Below are 15,124 nucleotides of genomic sequence, written 5' to 3' on the forward strand. Positions count from 1 at the left end.
GGTTATGTTGATGCTCTTGGTTTCGCAAAGGCGGTGTCCGGCCACTCTGATCTGCATCAAGTTTGTGTGATGTGTCCGCCCAAGGTCAGGTCGCGAAGCATCAGGAAAACAAGGGGAATTCGCGTTGCTGCACGCTGAGCGCATACCGGGTTTGCGCTCAGGAGGAGGCTGGGACATACCGGACCGGCTGAACATGGCGCAGCAATGTCTGAACCATCCGGGTGATCAGGTGGCGCTTATTGATCTGACCGGATCAGGGCAGCGGCTGACAACCTATGGGCAACTGGCGCAAATGGCTGATGGGATTGCCCGCGCCCTGCTGGCCCGCGTCCGGCCCGGTGATCGGGTCGGAGTGCTGCTGAGCCAGTCACCCTGGTGTGCGGCAGCTCATCTGGCGATCTGGAAGATCGGCGCGATTTCGGTGCCCTTGTTCAAGTTATTCAAACGGGATGCGCTGCGGTCGCGGGCGGGCGATGCAGGCGTTCAGATCGTGCTGACCGATGCTGAAGGGGTGGATTTGCTGGGCGATCTGGCTGAACCTCTGATCGCATCCGAAATTGGCGTGGCCGGTCCTGCGCTGCCCTATGCCGCGACAGGGCCCGAGGATCCTGCCGTATTGATCTACACCTCTGGTACAACCGGCAGCCCCAAAGGCGCACTGCACGGGCATCGGGTTCTGACTGGGCATGTGCCGGGTGTCTCGATCAGCCACAATCACCTGCGCGAAGGAGACTGCCTGTGGACCCCGGCGGATTGGGCGTGGATCGGCGGGTTGTTCGATGTGCTGATGCCGGGCCTTGCGCTGGGCATTCCGGTTGTCGCGGCACGGCTTGAAAAGTTCACTCCCGAAGCCTGCGCCGAGATCATTGCGCGGGGCGGGGTGCGGAATGTGTTCTTTCCGCCGACCGCACTGCGGATGCTCAAGGCGGCGGATCAGGCGATCCCGGGTTTGCGCTCGGTTGCGTCCGGGGGTGAACCGCTGGGGGCCGAGATGCTGGCCTGGGGCCACGGTGCGTTTGGTCTGACGATCAACGAATTCTACGGCCAGACCGAATGCAATATGGTCGTATCCTCCTGCGCCGAGGATTTCCCTGTTCAACCCGGCTGTATCGGAAAGCCGGTGCCTGGGCATGAAGTCGCGGTGATCGACGAGGATGGCATCCCGACCAGCGAGGAAGGCGATGTTGCCATCCGGCGGGGTTCGGCCTCGATGCTGCTGGAATACTGGAACAATCCGCAAGCGACGGCCGAGAAGTTCCGGGGTGACTGGCTGATCACCGGAGACCGCGGCGTGTGGGAAGGCGACTATCTGCGCTTTGTCGGTCGGGATGATGACGTGATCACCTCGGCCGGTTACCGCATCGGTCCGGCCGAGATCGAGGATTGCCTGCTGACCCATCCGGCTGTGGCCACCGTGGGCGTGGTCGGCAAGCCCGACCCGCTGCGGACCGAGATCGTCAAGGCCTATGTGGTGTTGAAACCGGGGGCCGAGGCCACGGGTGCCGAGTTGCAGGGTTGGGTCAAGGACCGTCTGGCGCATTATTCGTACCCGCGCGAAGTGGCATTTCTGGAGGAACTGCCGATGACCGTGACCGGGAAGGTGATCCGCAAGGAGTTGAAGGCGCGGGCGGCGGGGGAAGATGTAGGGGAATGAAAGTACTCGATAGAATTAGTGGGCTCCGATGTCCTTGTTGCGACGCACCTGTCACGTGGAATATCGCAAATACAGCGAAGGGCAGTGAGGGCTACATACCTTTCGTCGAATGTGGAAAATGCAATGAGAAGCTCAGAGTCGCGAGCGGTTCTGGTCTCATCCACGCAATAATAGCTTGCACTCTCGTGACCGTTTTTTGGTTCGCCTTTGGAATGATGGGCTTGTTCGGCGTCGACGGCGTGTCACTGTTCCCAAGTTGGGTGCCGATTGGACTATTAGGAAAATCAATATTGTTTGGCATTGCTGTGGTTTTCATAGCTCTTCCAATTGCCAATCGGTCTTTGAAAATAGAGGTATGCAAATGAAACTCACATCCAAAGCTATGCCCGCCTCTGAGGGCTTCAAAGCCAACCGCGCAGCCCATCTCGACGCGCTGGCGCAGATATCTGCCGCCGCCGAGGCAGCCCGCATGGGGGGCGGCGAGAAATCCCGCGCGCGGCATGAATCCCGCGGCAAGATGCTCCCCCGCCGAAGGGTGGCGAACCTGCTGGATCCGGGGTCTCCGTTCCTCGAAATCGGGGCAACAGCGGCGCATGGGATGTATGGCGGTGCCGCGCCCTGTGCTGGGGTGATTGCGGGCATTGGCCTTGTGCAGGGGCAGCAGGTTATGGTTGTGTGCAATGATGCCACCGTGAAAGGCGGCACCTACTATCCGATGACGGTCAAAAAACACCTGCGGGCGCAGGAGATTGCCGAGGAAAACCATCTGCCCTGTATCTATCTGGTCGACAGCGGTGGCGCGAACCTGCCCAATCAGGATGAGGTCTTTCCCGACCGCGATCACTTTGGCCGCATTTTCTACAATCAGGCGCGGATGAGCGCGAAGGGGATCGCTCAGATCGCCGTGGTCATGGGGTCATGCACGGCCGGTGGCGCCTATGTGCCGGCGATGTCGGATGTGACGATCATCGTCAAGGAACAGGGCACGATCTTTCTGGCCGGCCCGCCGCTGGTCAAGGCAGCAACGGGAGAGGTCGTCAGCGCCGAAGATCTGGGCGGCGGCGATGTGCACACGCGCCTGTCCGGCGTGGCCGATTATCTGGCCGAGGATGATGCGCACGCGCTGGCCTTGGCCCGTCGGGCGGTTAAGTCACTCAACCGCCGCAAGCCGCAGACGGTGGACTGGGCCAGCCCCGAAGATCCGGCCTATGACCCCGAGGAAATCCTGGGCGTTGTCCCTGCTGATCTGCGCACGCCCTATGACATCCGTGAAGTGATTGCGCGTCTGGTCGATGGGTCTCGGTTCGACGAATTCAAACCGCGCTTCGGCGAAACGCTGGTCACGGGGTTTGCCCATGTCAAAGGCTGTCCGGTTGGGATCATCGCCAATAACGGCGTGCTGTTTTCCGAAGCCGCGCAGAAGGGCGCCCATTTCGTCGAGCTGTGTTCGCAACGCAAAATCCCGCTTGTGTTCCTGCAAAACATCACCGGCTTCATGGTGGGCCGCAAATACGAGAACGAAGGCATCGCGCGGCATGGGGCCAAGATGGTGACGGCGGTGGCGACCACTTCGGTGCCCAAGATCACGATGCTGGTCGGCGGCTCGTTTGGTGCTGGAAACTACGGCATGGCCGGTCGCGCCTATCAGCCGCGCTTTCTGTGGACCTGGCCGAATTCGCGCATTTCGGTGATGGGCGGCGAGCAGGCCGCTGGCGTTCTGGCCACCGTCAAACGCGACGGGATAGAACGGCAGGGTGGCACGTGGTCCGCCGAAGAGGAGGCCGAGTTCAAACGCCCGACGCTGGATATGTTCGAGGAACAGTCGCACCCGCTCTATGCCTCGGCCCGACTGTGGGATGACGGCATCATCGACCCGCGCAAGAGCCGCGATGTGCTGGCCCTGTCGCTCAGCGCCGCTCTGAATGCCCCGATCGAGGAGACACGTTTCGGCGTGTTCAGGATGTGAGATGAGCGAGAGTTTGAAAGACATATTAGCCCGTTATCCCGGTGCACAAACCTTCAAATTCGGCGACAACCCCGTGCTGAGTTCAGAGCTTCTGGCCTTGGTCCGTTCTGGCCGTAAAACAGCGACCTGCGACGCGCTCAGAAACTATCCTGATGACAGCCTTGAGATGCCCAAGTCCGGTCGCCGCGATATTGCGCTGAACTGGGATGACACTCCGGCGTTGGTCATTGAAACCGTTGATATTTCGATCCAGCGTTACTGCGATGTGACCGAGGAATTCGCCTTGGCGGAAGGTGAAAATGAAACGCTTGAAGGATGGCGGGAAGATCATCGTCGATATTTCCAACGAAACGGCGGCTTTGATCCCGAGATGAAACTCGTGTGCGAACGGTTCCGTCTCGTCGAAGATCTGGCATTGGAAGGGTGAAGGCTATGTTCAACAAAATTCTGATTGCCAACCGGGGTGAGATCGCCTGCCGGGTGATGGAAACGGCTCAGAGCATGGGCGTGTCCTGCGTTGCTGTTTATTCCGATGCGGATGCAGCCGCAAAACACGTTCAGATGGCGGATGAGGCGGTTCATATTGGCGGCCCGGCCCCGGCGGACAGCTATTTGAAGGGTGATGTGATCATTCAGGCCGCGCTGGACACCGGCGCGCAGGCGATCCATCCGGGGTATGGCTTTCTGTCCGAGAATCCCGATTTCGTGGATGCCGTGCAGGCGGCGGGGCTGACGTTCATCGGCCCCTCGGCGGATGCGATCCGCAAGATGGGCCTCAAGGACGCGGCCAAGGTTCTGATGGAGAAGGCCGGTGTTCCGGTCGTGCCCGGCTATCACGGCGACAATCAGGACCCCGAGCATCTGGCAGGTGCGGCGGATGCCATCGGCTATCCGGTTCTGATCAAGGCCGTTGCGGGCGGCGGCGGCAAGGGGATGCGCCTTGTCGAACGCCCCGAGGATTTCGAGGCCGCGCTCGACAGCGCGCGGGGCGAGGCCCGGACCGCCTTCGGCAATGATGCCGTGCTGGTCGAAAAATTCGTGGCCAAACCCCGCCATATCGAAGTGCAGGTGTTCGGCGATGGTACTCATGCCGTGCATCTGTTCGAAAGGGACTGCTCGTTGCAGCGCCGCCATCAGAAGGTGATCGAAGAAGCCCCCGCCCCGGGCATGACGTCTGAGATGCGCGAGGCTATGGGTCAGGCCGGCGTGCGGGCCGCCGAGGCGATCGGCTATAAAGGCGCGGGCACGGTCGAATTCATCGTCGATGCCTCGGACGGGCTGCGCCCCGACAGGTTCTGGTTCATGGAAATGAACACGCGTCTTCAGGTGGAGCACCCGGTGACAGAGGCCATCACGGGGATCGACCTGGTCGAGTGGCAGCTTCGCGTGGCCGCAGGCGAGAGCCTTCCCAAGAAACAGGATGATCTTGCGATCTCTGGCCATGCCTTCGAGGCTCGTCTGTATGCCGAGGATGTGCCGAAAGGGTTCCTGCCCGCGACGGGAACGCTGACTCATCTGGTTTTCCCCGGCACGTGTCGCGCCGATAGCGGCGTTCGCGCCGGGGACACGATCAGCCCGTGGTATGACCCGATGATCGCCAAGGTGGTGGTGCATGGATCGACGCGTGCCATTGCACTTGAGACGTTGAACCGGGTGCTGCAACAGACCGAAGTTGCGGGTACCGTTACCAATCTGGCCTTTCTGGGCGCGTTGACGCGTCATGAAGGATTTGCCTCGGGCGATGTCGATACGGGGCTGATCGGGCGGGACCTTGAAATGTTGGTGCAGGAACCCGAGCCGTCGGATGTTACCGCGGTCGCGGCTGCGATGACAGCATTGGATCTGGTGGATGTCGATCCGGAAACCGGGTTTTCGCTGTGGGCGCCGCTGCATCGTGCCGTGCATTTGTCCCGTCGCGACGACGTGCTGGATCTGGATGTGCAGGTCGATGGGCCGGATCGCCAGATTTGGCAGATTGGCAAAAACCGCGTCGTTGCGGACCGCACCGCCGGGCGCTGGATGTTGAACGACACGCCGATGCCTCGCGTTGCTGCACATAACGGGACCCTGACGGTTTTCACCGATTACGGTCAGAGCTTTGACGTCATCGATCCGCTGGACCGCGATACCAGCGCGACCGGCGACACCAATGTGATCGAGGCGCCTATGCCCGGTCTGGTCAAAGCCGTCTTTGCCACAGCGGGACAAACCGTACAGGAAGGCGATCGTCTGGCCATTTTGGAAGCGATGAAGATGGAGCATTCGCTGCTTGCGGCGCGGGACGGGATCGTTGCCGAAGTGCTGGTCGAGGATGGTTCGCAGGTCGAAGCCGGGGCTGCCCTCGTGAGGTTGGAGGACGAAGCTTGATCTGTACCCGCGCAGCGCGGCGTGCCAAGGTCAGACGATATTTGCTTGAAACGACGACAATCCAGAAGGGGGGCGGACATGGGTGAGCTGGTCGAAATCTATGAGGTCGGGCCGCGCGACGGGCTGCAAAACGAAAAACGCGAAATACCGGTCGCGGACAAGATCGCCTTGATCGACTGTCTCAGCCGGGCGGGGTTTCGCCGGATCGAAGTTGCAAGCTTCGTGTCCCCGAAATGGGTGCCGCAGATGGCGGGTTCCGCTCAAGTGCTGGGGGGGATCACGCGTGCGAATGGGGTGCGCTATGCCGCGCTGACGCCGAACATGCATGGCTATGGCGACGCGCTGGCGGCCAGGGCGGACGAGATTGCCGTGTTTGCCTCGGCCTCCGAAGGATTCTCGAAGGCCAATATCAATGCCTCCATCGCCGAGTCGATCGAGCGGTTCACGCCGATTCTGGAGGCGGCGCGCCATATCGACCTGCCGGTTCGTGGCTATGTCTCATGCGTTACGGATTGCCCATATGACGGTCCGACGCCGCCCGAAAAAGTGGCTGAGGTTGCTGATCGGCTTTTCGCGCTGGGCTGTTACGAGGTTTCGCTGGGCGACACGATAGGGCAGGGAACTCCGGACAAGGTTGCACATATGCTTCTGGCAGTGCGCGAGAGGGTTCCAGTGACGCGGCTGGCGGGGCATTTCCATGACACCAACGGGCGCGCGATCGACAACATCGATGCGGCATTGGCGCTGGGCGTGCGGGTGTTCGATGCAGCCGTGGGCGGGTTGGGCGGTTGCCCCTACGCCCCGGGTGCGGCCGGTAACGTGGCGACCGAGGAGGTTGCGGCACATTTGCATCGGCTGGGATACGAAACTGGCCTGGATATCGACGTTGTTGAAGAGGCCGCGCAGATGGCCAGGGCTTTGCGGGGCTGACATGTTTGAAACGATCACGATCTCGACGGATAGGCGTGGTGTCGCGACGCTCACCCTGAACCGGCCGGAAAAACACAATGCCATGTCGGGGCAGATGATCACGGAATTGACCGACGCCGCATCGCAACTTGGTCAGGATGACGCGGTCCGGGCGGTCGTTCTGGCCGCGGCGGGCAGGACGTTTTGTGCCGGCGGTGATCTGGGATGGATGCAGGACCAGATGGCGGCTGACAAAAAGACGCGTTTTGTCGAGGCGCGCAAACTGGCCGAGATGTTGCAGGCTCTGAACACGATGCCAAAGCCTCTGATCGGGGCGTTGCAGGGCAATGCCTTTGGGGGCGGGGTGGGCATGGCGGCCGTGTGCGATGTCGCGATCGGGGTCGACAGTCTGAAGATGGGGTTGACCGAAACGCGCCTGGGGCTGATCCCCGCAACAATTGGCCCCTATGTCATTGCCCGCATGGGCGAAGCCCGCGCGCGCCGGGTCTTCATGTCAGCTCGTTTGTTCGATGCGTCCGAGGCCGTTGATCTGGGCCTGCTGGCGAAAACCGTGTCGGCAGATCGGCTTTCGGAGGCCGTTGAGGACGAAATTCGCCCCTATTTGTCTTGCGCGCCCGGGGCGGTTGCCTCTGCCAAGGCGCTGGTGCGCGCTTTGGGGCCGCGCATCGACGATGCCGTGATCGATCAGACCATAGGCGAGTTGGTCGAGCGGTGGGAAACACACGAGGCACGCGAAGGGATCGCGGCGTTTTTTGAAAAACGAAAACCTGCATGGAATAAGTAGGTTTTACAAGGTTCCGCCATGCCAATGCCAAACGCCGGTGCTGCGATTCTATGCCGCGCTGTCAAGCGCAGGTTTGATCGCGAAGGGGGCTGTGTTCGGTTGACCCTCTGACCCCGCGGGGATAGAGAATGTCCAGTCAACACGCCAATTGACGGCGCACCCGGATCGGGGCATGCGCAGGAAAGGAGCTATTCGTGGAAGACCTGCTGCGGGAGTACCTCCCGATTCTGGTGTTTCTGGCCGTTGCCGTTGGCCTTGGGATCGTCTTGATTCTGGCCGCCGTCGTACTGGCCGTCCGCAATCCCGACCCCGAAAAGGTCAGCGCATATGAATGTGGTTTCAATGCCTTCGACGATGCGCGGATGAAATTCGACGTCCGATTCTATCTGGTTTCGATTCTGTTCATCATCTTCGATCTTGAAATTGCCTTCCTGTTTCCCTGGGCCGTCGGCTTCAAGGACATCAGCGATGTCGGGTTCTGGTCCATGATGGTGTTCCTGGGTGTTCTGACCATCGGCTTTGCCTATGAATGGAAGAAAGGGGCGCTGGAATGGGAGTGATGACAGGTGCAAACACCGCTGGCGTCGACAAAGAAGTCGCCACCCAGGCCCTGAATGCCGAGCTGCAGGACAAAGGGTTCCTGCTGACCTCGACCGAAGACATCATCAACTGGGCCCGTACCGGCTCGCTGCACTGGATGACCTTTGGTCTGGCCTGCTGCGCAGTTGAGATGATGCATACCTCGATGCCGCGTTATGATGCGGAACGGTTTGGCATTGCCCCCCGAGCGTCTCCGCGTCAGTCGGATGTGATGATCGTGGCCGGAACCCTGACCAACAAGATGGCGCCCGCGCTGCGCAAGGTCTATGACCAGATGCCCGAGCCGCGCTATGTGATCTCGATGGGGTCTTGCGCGAATGGCGGTGGGTATTACCACTATTCCTATTCCGTCGTACGTGGCTGTGACCGGGTTGTTCCGGTGGACATCTATGTGCCCGGATGCCCTCCGACTGCTGAGGCACTGCTTTACGGTCTGATGCAGTTGCAACGCAAAATCCGCCGTACCGGCACAATTGTTCGCTGAGGAGAGAGCTGATGAGCGAAGCACTCAAGGAACTCGGCGCGCAGCTGGAAATCAAACGATCTGATTGCGTTCTGTCATGGGACGTGACCCATGGCGAACTGAACGTGGATGTGGCGCCGTCAAACCTTGTGGAATTCGTCGAATTCCTGAAATCCGACCAGAGCTGCAAATTCTCGTCGCTGGTGGATATCACCGGTGTGGATTACCCCGAACGCGCCAAACGGTTCGATGTGGTCTATCACTTCCTGTCGATGTACCAGAACCAGCGCATCCGGCTGCGGGTGTCGATCCGCGAGGATGACATGGTGCCCTCGATCGTCGATGTTCACCCCTCGGCCAACTGGTTCGAGCGTGAGGTGTACGACATGTTCGGCATCCTGTTCTCGGGCCACCCAGATCTGCGCCGCATCCTGACCGACTATGGCTTTCGCGGTCATCCGCTGCGCAAGGATTTTCCGACCACTGGCTATACCGAGGTCCGCTATGACGAGGCGCAGAAACGCGTCGTCTACGAGCCGGTCAGTCTCGTGCAGGAGTACCGTCAGTTTGATTTCATGTCCCCATGGGAAGGTGCGAACTACATTCTGCCGGGGGATGAGAAACAGGAGACCGAATAATGGGTGGCATCTGGTGGCTGATCCTGTCTGCACTGACCATCATTCCGATGGTGAAGATATTGCCGTTTTTCGGGATCAACAAATACTGGTGCCTGCTCTGTCTGGTTCCCTTTGGCACGATCGCCCTGCTGTGGTGGGTCGGGCTTAAACTGCAAGAGCTGGAGCGCCGCTGATGGGTCTGGGGGAACTGATCGCGTTGGGGGCGCTGGGGGTTCTGCTGGCCGGGGCTGCTGCCAAAGCGGCCGAGGCGGAAAAGGTTCGGGTTCGGGCCGATGCGAAAAAGAAACGAGGGCGTTGATGGACGGCTCAAGATACGATGACGGCAGCACGGACGCGCTGAGCGGAGAACAGAAGATCCGCAACTTTAACATTAACTTCGGCCCGCAACACCCTGCGGCGCACGGGGTTCTGCGTTTGGTGCTTGAACTGGACGGCGAGATTGTCGAGCGCTGCGACCCGCATATCGGCCTGCTGCACCGCGGCACCGAAAAGCTGATGGAAAGCCGGACGTATCTGCAAAACCTGCCCTATTTCGACCGTCTGGATTACGTGGCGCCGATGAACCAGGAACATGCCTGGTGTCTGGCCATCGAAAAGCTGACCGGGGTTGAAGTACCGCGTAGGGGTTCGCTGATCCGGGTTCTGTATTCCGAGATCGGCCGCATCCTCAACCACCTGCTGAACGTGACCACGCAGGCGATGGATGTGGGCGCGTTGACCCCGCCGCTTTGGGGCTTTGAAGAGCGCGAAAAGCTGATGGTGTTCTATGAGCGTGCCTGCGGGGCCCGCCTTCACGCGGCTTATTTCCGCCCCGGCGGTGTGCATCAGGACCTGCCGCCGGAACTGCTGGACGATATCGAGGCCTGGAGTCACGAGTTCCCAAGCGTCCTTGATGACATTGACGGGCTGCTGACCGAAAACCGCATCTTCAAGCAGCGCAACGCCGATATCGGCGTGGTGACCGAAGATGACATCCAGAAATACGGCTTCTCGGGCGTGATGGTGCGTGGATCGGGTCTGGCCTGGGACCTGCGTCGCGCGCAGCCCTACGAGTGCTACGACGAGTTCGAATTCCAGATCCCCGTCGGCAAGAACGGCGACTGTTATGACCGCTACCTTGTCCGCATGGAGGAAATGCGCCAGTCGCTGCTGATCATCCGTCAGGCCATCGCCAAAATCCGCGACTGCCCGGGTGACGTTCTGGCGCGCGGCAAGATCACCCCGCCGAAACGCTCGGACATGAAGACCTCGATGGAAAGCCTGATCCATCACTTCAAACTGTACACCGAAGGCTTCCACGTTCCCGCAGGCGAGGTCTATGCCGCCGTCGAGGCCCCCAAGGGTGAGTTCGGCGTCTATCTCGTAGCCGACGGCACCAACAAACCTTACCGCGCCAAACTGCGCGCGCCGGGTTTCCTGCACCTGCAAGCCATGGACCACGTCGCCGGAGGCCACCAACTGGCCGACGTCGCCGCCATCATCGGGACGATGGACGTGGTGTTTGGGGAGATTGATCGGTGACGATGTCAAAGTCAGATCGGTGGACACTTGGGGTCGCTGTAGCATCTGCATTGATAGCTACGTGTGGTACAGGGTTTGCCGGCTACCAGACATACCTGACAAGAGAAGCTTTGATTTCATCGAAAACTGCTGGGCTTCAAGGAAAACAGATCGACTACTGCGAGCGATTGATTGTCGCGGCAGGGTCGTTTGGATCGATTTACGAAGCGGAATCGGTAACGCGTTCGAAAAGAAACTTTCTCTTGGATGAATTCGAAACAATTGATGCAAACGGCGGGAAGGATACGTCTGTCGGTTCCCAAGTGCCAGCTATACAAAGTGCACCGGGAGATGTCGCGTCATCTATCTCGGAAGAATTAACACGGCATCTCGGCGGCGAACTCGCATCTGCGTCATCAGACTTAAGAAATGCGGTGGATCTATTAGCCGTCTATTCGCAACCAGAAACAGTTCAACAATTAGACAATATAAAAGCGAAAAGTTTTCTTGTTGTTATGTTGATGGCTGCGGACAAAGCGATGCAGAACTCTGATCCGGAGACGAAAGTTGAGTATGTGGGTGGTACACCTGAGGAGCACCTCGCTGATCTTCGTAAGTCTATTGAAAACGTAAAACAAAAATGCACTAAAGCTATGCTAGGTAGTGCTCAGGAGCCAATATAATGCTTCGTAGACTCCACCCCGAACAACCCGAGAGCTTTGCCTTCACCGCTGCCAACCAGCAATGGGCCGAAGCGCAGATCACCAAATACCCCGAAGGCCGTCAGGCCAGCGCGGTGATCCCGCTGCTGTGGCGTGCGCAAGAACAGGAGGGCTGGCTGAGCCGTCCGGCGATTGAATCCGTCGCCGACATGCTGGGTATGGCCTATATCCGCGTGCTTGAGGTTGCTTCGTTCTACTTCATGTTTCAACTGCAGCCGGTTGGCTCGGTTGCGCATATTCAGGTCTGCGGCACGACGTCCTGCATGATCTGCGGGGCCGAAGATCTGATCGCGGTCTGCAAGGAAAAGATCGCGGCCAAACCGCATGAACTGTCCGCCGATGGCAAGCTGAGCTGGGAAGAGGTCGAATGCCTCGGGTCCTGCACCAACGCGCCGATGGCGCAGATCGGCAAGGATTATTACGAAGACCTGACGGCTGAGAGCTTTGGCAGGATCCTCGACGATCTGGTGGCGGGCAAGGTGCCGACGCCCGGTCCTCAGAATGGGCGTTACGCGGCCGAGCCGTTGAAAGGGCTTTCCAGCCTGTCCGAATATGAAGCCGGCAAGCCGAAATACAACGCGAGTGTTGAACTGGCGACAGAGCTTGGGGACACGGTCAAGCGTATCGACGGAACCGAAGTTCCGATCCTGACTCCTTGGCTTGGTAAGGATGGCAAAGCCGAAGCTTCCGGTTCCGCTCCTCAACCGCCAAAAAAGCCGGAGCCCGGCAAGACGGCGGCACAACAGAGTGGAACCAAAAAATCTACCCATACCGAACCGGCATCTCCCGAGGGCGCTGCAGCAAAGACGGATGGCCCAGACGTTCAGGAGACCCAGCCTAACACTCTAACCGCGGCACGTGACGGCAAGGCGGATGACCTTAAATTGTTGAAAGGCGTCGGCCCCAAGCTGGAAGAAACGCTAAACGAGCTGGGTTTCTATCACTATGACCAGATCGCGGCCTGGACGCCCGAACATGTGGCCTGGGTCGATGCGCGATTGAAATTCAAAGGCCGGATCGAACGCGATGGCTGGATCGAGCAGGCGACCAAGCTTGCTGCCGGTGAGGAAACCGAATTCGCCAAACGTGCCAAAGAAGACGGCACATACGAAGACTAGACGGATGCCCGTTCCGGGCTTCGGGGGAAGATGGACAAGGACAAGGAACAGGCCATAGCCCGCAAGGGCCGACATATCGGGGTGGTCATCGCCGTGACCATGCTGATCTGGCTTGCGATGAACCTGTTCATTGGCCCCGCGCTGGGTTTGACAACCCGGCATGCGCTGCTGTTTGATTTCGCCGCTCTGGCGGGATTCATCTATGCGGGCGTCAACATTTTTCAACTCTGGCGCATGCGTCAGGACAGCTGAAGGTAACACGCGATGCTGAAGGATCAGGACCGGATCTTTACCAACATCTACGGGATGCATGAACGCACGCTGAAAGGTGCGCAGGCCCGCGGGCATTGGGACGGCACTGCTGGCCTGATTGATAAAGGGCGCGACTGGATCATCCAGACGATGAAGGATTCCGGGCTGCGCGGACGCGGCGGCGCGGGTTTCCCGACCGGTCTCAAATGGTCGTTCATGCCCAAGGAAAGCGACGGGCGCCCGTCCTATCTGGTGGTCAACGCGGACGAATCCGAACCCGGCACCTGCAAAGACCGCGAGATCATGCGCCATGATCCGCATACGCTGATCGAGGGCTGCCTGATCGCGTCTTTCGCCATGAATGCCCACACCTGCTACATCTACCTGCGTGGTGAGTACATCCGCGAACGCGAGGCGTTGCAGGCCGCGATTGACGAGGCCTATGACGCGGGTCTTCTGGGCAAGAATGCCGCGGGCTCGGGCTGGGATTTCGACCTGTTTCTGCACCACGGGGCGGGCGCCTATATCTGTGGCGAGGAAACGGCGCTGATTGAAAGCCTCGAAGGTAAAAAGGGCATGCCGCGGATGAAACCGCCGTTCCCGGCAGGTGCGGGTTTATATGGCTGCCCGACGACCGTGAACAACGTCGAATCCATCGCCGTCGTACCTACGATCCTGCGCCGTGGGGCGGATTGGTTCGCAGGTTTCGGCCGCCAGAACAACGCGGGCACCAAGCTGTTTGCGATCTCGGGTCACGTCAACAACCCCTGCGTCGTGGAAGAGGCGATGTCAATTTCCTTCGAGGAGCTGATCGAGACCCATTGCGGCGGCATTCGCGGTGGCTGGGACAATCTGCTGGCCGTGATCCCCGGAGGATCCTCGGTTCCGTGTGTGCGCGGTGAGAACATGCGCGACGCGATCATGGATTTCGATTATCTGCGCAACGATCTCGGCTCGGGGCTTGGAACGGCGGCGGTGATCGTGATGGACAGGTCCACCGACATCATCAAGGCGATCTGGCGCCTGTCAAAATTCTACAAACACGAAAGCTGCGGCCAGTGCACGCCCTGCCGCGAAGGCACTGGCTGGATGATGCGGGTCATGGACCGCCTGGTGCGTGGCGAGGCCGAGCTGGAAGAGATTGACATGCTGTTTGATGTGACCAAACAGGTGGAAGGTCACACGATCTGCGCTCTCGGCGATGCGGCAGCCTGGCCGATCCAGGGCCTGATCCGGAATTTCCGTGAAGAAATCGAAGACCGCATCAAGGCTCAGAAATCGGGCCGTATGGGTGCGATGGCGGCGGAGTGATCGGGATGGACATGTTTGCAGAATACAGCCACGCGATTTCATCGGTTGTGCTTTTCACGCTGGTGGTTCTGTTCCTGGCCCCGTTTTCAGCGCTGGCCAAGCAGGGCAAAGGCCTCGCGCCTGGAGCGACCCCTGAGCAGGACTATTCCGACCAGGCCTATCGACTGAACCGGGCCTATCTGAACGGAACGGAAACGCTTCCGGCGTTTGTGGCTGTTGTGACTGCGGCGGTATTGCTGGGCGCCAGCCCGTTCTGGGTCAATCTGCTGGCGTCTGTCGCATTGGTTGCGCGGTTGGTGATGCTGGTGGTGCACATCAAAGGCATAGGCAAGCCGAACAGTGGCCTTCGGTCCGTGCTGTATGTATTGGGCTGGGCCTGCATGTTTGTGATTGGGCTTATGGCATTGGTGGCGGCGTTCTGATGGCGTCCCGGCAGATGAGAACACGAAGAGGGATAGTATGAAGGCCTCAAGAACCCTTGTAGTCCTGCTGGCACTGGCAAGCGTGTCCGCCTGCGGCATCATCAAGCCGTCGGAAGATCGTATTCTGTTCGATGGAAAAGCGTTCAAGGCAAAGGCGAAGGCGGTCGACAAGAAAGCATCGCCAACGGACTTTACCGTTGTGGTAAAGGGTGCGTCCGCATCGCTGGACGGTGCACGTGAGGCCGGCCGTCATGAAGGAACCAAGTTTTGCGTGCAGAATTTCGGGTCTTCGCGGATCGATTGGAAAGTGGGGCCGGACACCGAACCGCAAAACCTGCGCATCAGTGATGATCAATTGACCTTTGCGGGAAAATGCCAACGGCCATGACGCGCGGTT

At 59.7% G+C, this 15,124-nt stretch carries 18 protein-coding genes; all 18 read left to right on the plus strand.

Annotated features, from left to right (window positions below; translation table 11 throughout):
• The first annotated feature begins 124 nt into the window (after positions 1–124).
• Positions 125–1,654 carry an AMP-binding protein gene (locus GS605_RS02410; RefSeq protein WP_171722951.1) on the plus strand — a complete coding sequence of 510 codons (1,530 nt, stop codon included), beginning with the start codon at positions 125–127 and terminating at the stop codon, positions 1,652–1,654.
• A gap of 361 nt (positions 1,655–2,015) precedes the next feature.
• The gene (locus tag GS605_RS02415) at positions 2,016–3,620 is read left to right on the plus strand and encodes a carboxyl transferase domain-containing protein (RefSeq protein ID WP_171722952.1); all 1,605 of its coding nucleotides are present in this window, start codon (positions 2,016–2,018) and stop codon (positions 3,618–3,620) included.
• Position 3,621: 1 nt separating this feature from the next.
• The gene (locus tag GS605_RS02420) at positions 3,622–4,047 is read left to right on the plus strand and encodes an ASCH domain-containing protein (protein ID WP_171722953.1); all 426 of its coding nucleotides are present in this window, start codon (positions 3,622–3,624) and stop codon (positions 4,045–4,047) included.
• 5 nt (positions 4,048–4,052) lie between these two features.
• Positions 4,053–5,987, plus strand: coding sequence for an acetyl/propionyl/methylcrotonyl-CoA carboxylase subunit alpha (locus GS605_RS02425; protein ID WP_171722954.1), 1,935 nt, complete (start codon positions 4,053–4,055; stop codon positions 5,985–5,987).
• Positions 5,988–6,065: 78 nt separating this feature from the next.
• Positions 6,066–6,917, plus strand: coding sequence for a hydroxymethylglutaryl-CoA lyase (locus tag GS605_RS02430; RefSeq protein ID WP_171631130.1), 852 nt, complete (start codon positions 6,066–6,068; stop codon positions 6,915–6,917).
• 1 nt (position 6,918) lies between these two features.
• The gene (locus tag GS605_RS02435; protein WP_171722955.1) at positions 6,919–7,701 is read left to right on the plus strand and encodes a crotonase/enoyl-CoA hydratase family protein; all 783 of its coding nucleotides are present in this window, start codon (positions 6,919–6,921) and stop codon (positions 7,699–7,701) included.
• A gap of 194 nt (positions 7,702–7,895) precedes the next feature.
• Positions 7,896–8,261, plus strand: coding sequence for an NADH-quinone oxidoreductase subunit A (locus tag GS605_RS02440; protein WP_050602775.1), 366 nt, complete (start codon positions 7,896–7,898; stop codon positions 8,259–8,261).
• The gene (locus GS605_RS02445; protein WP_010442777.1) at positions 8,252–8,785 is read left to right on the plus strand and encodes an NADH-quinone oxidoreductase subunit B family protein; all 534 of its coding nucleotides are present in this window, start codon (positions 8,252–8,254) and stop codon (positions 8,783–8,785) included. The genes GS605_RS02440 and GS605_RS02445 overlap by 10 nt, the downstream gene beginning before the upstream one ends.
• Positions 8,786–8,796: 11 nt before the next feature.
• Positions 8,797–9,402, plus strand: coding sequence for an NADH-quinone oxidoreductase subunit C (locus GS605_RS02450; protein ID WP_171631137.1), 606 nt, complete (start codon positions 8,797–8,799; stop codon positions 9,400–9,402).
• Entirely contained in the window at positions 9,402–9,575 is a 174-nt protein-coding gene (locus GS605_RS02455; RefSeq protein WP_010442775.1) for a hypothetical protein, read from the plus strand. The genes GS605_RS02450 and GS605_RS02455 overlap by 1 nt, the downstream gene beginning before the upstream one ends.
• Positions 9,575–9,700, plus strand: a complete 126-nt coding sequence (locus tag GS605_RS21165) for a hypothetical protein (RefSeq protein WP_256368965.1) — start codon at positions 9,575–9,577, stop codon at positions 9,698–9,700. The genes GS605_RS02455 and GS605_RS21165 overlap by 1 nt, the downstream gene beginning before the upstream one ends.
• Positions 9,700–10,923, plus strand: a complete 1,224-nt coding sequence (locus GS605_RS02460) for an NADH-quinone oxidoreductase subunit D (RefSeq protein WP_171722956.1) — start codon at positions 9,700–9,702, stop codon at positions 10,921–10,923. Before GS605_RS21165 ends, GS605_RS02460 begins: the two co-directional genes overlap by 1 nt.
• On the plus strand, positions 10,920–11,585 hold the full coding sequence (locus GS605_RS02465) for a hypothetical protein (protein ID WP_171722957.1): 666 nt from the start codon (positions 10,920–10,922) through the stop codon (positions 11,583–11,585). Before GS605_RS02460 ends, GS605_RS02465 begins: the two co-directional genes overlap by 4 nt.
• The gene (locus tag GS605_RS02470; protein WP_171722958.1) at positions 11,585–12,742 is read left to right on the plus strand and encodes an NADH-quinone oxidoreductase subunit E; all 1,158 of its coding nucleotides are present in this window, start codon (positions 11,585–11,587) and stop codon (positions 12,740–12,742) included. The genes GS605_RS02465 and GS605_RS02470 overlap by 1 nt, the downstream gene beginning before the upstream one ends.
• 30 nt (positions 12,743–12,772) lie before the next feature.
• Positions 12,773–12,994, plus strand: coding sequence for a DUF5337 domain-containing protein (locus GS605_RS02475; protein ID WP_171115038.1), 222 nt, complete (start codon positions 12,773–12,775; stop codon positions 12,992–12,994).
• Positions 12,995–13,006: 12 nt separating this feature from the next.
• Positions 13,007–14,305, plus strand: coding sequence for an NADH-quinone oxidoreductase subunit NuoF (nuoF, locus tag GS605_RS02480; RefSeq protein WP_171631150.1), 1,299 nt, complete (start codon positions 13,007–13,009; stop codon positions 14,303–14,305).
• A gap of 5 nt (positions 14,306–14,310) precedes the next feature.
• A complete protein-coding gene (locus GS605_RS02485; protein WP_171115040.1) occupies positions 14,311–14,727 on the plus strand; it encodes an MAPEG family protein in 417 nt (138 codons plus the stop codon).
• A gap of 37 nt (positions 14,728–14,764) precedes the next feature.
• Entirely contained in the window at positions 14,765–15,115 is a 351-nt protein-coding gene (locus GS605_RS02490; RefSeq protein WP_171631153.1) for a hypothetical protein, read from the plus strand.
• The last annotated feature ends 9 nt before the right edge of the window (positions 15,116–15,124 follow it).

The organism is Ruegeria sp. HKCCD7559, from assembly GCF_013110575.1.
Taxonomy (GTDB): Bacteria; Pseudomonadota; Alphaproteobacteria; order Rhodobacterales; family Rhodobacteraceae; genus Ruegeria.

Excerpts from the sequence above, each read along its gene's own strand:
- GS605_RS02415 (WP_171722952.1), top strand. The coding sequence starts at position 2,016 with ATGAAACTCACATCCAAAGCTATGCCCGCCTCTGAGGGCTTCAAAGCC.
- GS605_RS02420 (WP_171722953.1), top strand. The coding sequence starts at position 3,622 with ATGAGCGAGAGTTTGAAAGACATATTAGCCCGTTATCCCGGTGCACAA.
- GS605_RS02425 (WP_171722954.1), top strand. The coding sequence starts at position 4,053 with ATGTTCAACAAAATTCTGATTGCCAACCGGGGTGAGATCGCCTGCCGG.
- GS605_RS02430 (WP_171631130.1), top strand. The coding sequence starts at position 6,066 with ATGGGTGAGCTGGTCGAAATCTATGAGGTCGGGCCGCGCGACGGGCTG.
- GS605_RS02435 (WP_171722955.1), top strand. The coding sequence starts at position 6,919 with ATGTTTGAAACGATCACGATCTCGACGGATAGGCGTGGTGTCGCGACG.
- GS605_RS02445 (WP_010442777.1), top strand. The coding sequence starts at position 8,252 with ATGGGAGTGATGACAGGTGCAAACACCGCTGGCGTCGACAAAGAAGTC.
- GS605_RS02450 (WP_171631137.1), top strand. The coding sequence starts at position 8,797 with ATGAGCGAAGCACTCAAGGAACTCGGCGCGCAGCTGGAAATCAAACGA.
- GS605_RS02455 (WP_010442775.1), top strand. The coding sequence starts at position 9,402 with ATGGGTGGCATCTGGTGGCTGATCCTGTCTGCACTGACCATCATTCCG.
- GS605_RS21165 (WP_256368965.1), top strand. The coding sequence starts at position 9,575 with ATGGGTCTGGGGGAACTGATCGCGTTGGGGGCGCTGGGGGTTCTGCTG.
- GS605_RS02460 (WP_171722956.1), top strand. The coding sequence starts at position 9,700 with ATGGACGGCTCAAGATACGATGACGGCAGCACGGACGCGCTGAGCGGA.
- GS605_RS02470 (WP_171722958.1), top strand. The coding sequence starts at position 11,585 with ATGCTTCGTAGACTCCACCCCGAACAACCCGAGAGCTTTGCCTTCACC.
- GS605_RS02475 (WP_171115038.1), top strand. The coding sequence starts at position 12,773 with ATGGACAAGGACAAGGAACAGGCCATAGCCCGCAAGGGCCGACATATC.
- nuoF (WP_171631150.1), top strand. The coding sequence starts at position 13,007 with ATGCTGAAGGATCAGGACCGGATCTTTACCAACATCTACGGGATGCAT.
- GS605_RS02485 (WP_171115040.1), top strand. The coding sequence starts at position 14,311 with ATGGACATGTTTGCAGAATACAGCCACGCGATTTCATCGGTTGTGCTT.
- GS605_RS02490 (WP_171631153.1), top strand. The coding sequence starts at position 14,765 with ATGAAGGCCTCAAGAACCCTTGTAGTCCTGCTGGCACTGGCAAGCGTG.